The sequence below is a fragment of the Pantoea sp. USMM079 genome, from assembly GCF_037153115.1.
In the GTDB taxonomy this organism is placed as follows: Bacteria; Pseudomonadota; Gammaproteobacteria; order Enterobacterales; family Enterobacteriaceae; genus Pantoea; species Pantoea communis.
Genome location: NZ_JBBCKX010000103.1, coordinates 1 through 222, shown reverse-complemented (window position 1 = coordinate 222; position 222 = coordinate 1). Strand labels below are relative to the sequence as shown.

Below are 222 nucleotides of genomic sequence, written 5' to 3'. Positions count from 1 at the left end.
ACGGTACTGGTTCACTATCGGTCAGTCAGGAGTATTTAGCCTTGGAGGATGGTCCCCCCATATTCAGACAGGATACCACGTGTCCCGCCCTACTCTTCGAACTCACAGTAAGTGCATTTTTGTGTACGGGAGTATCACCCTGTACCCTGCGACTTTCCAGACGCTTCCACTAATGCACAAACTGATTCAGGTTCTGGGCTGCTCCCCGTTCGCTCGCCGCTA

The 222-nt window shown here is 52.7% G+C and carries 1 rRNA gene; it reads right to left on the bottom strand.

The annotated features are described in order from the left end of the window. Nucleotides 1-222, bottom strand: a 23S ribosomal RNA gene (locus WFP70_RS26715); the annotation flags it as partial.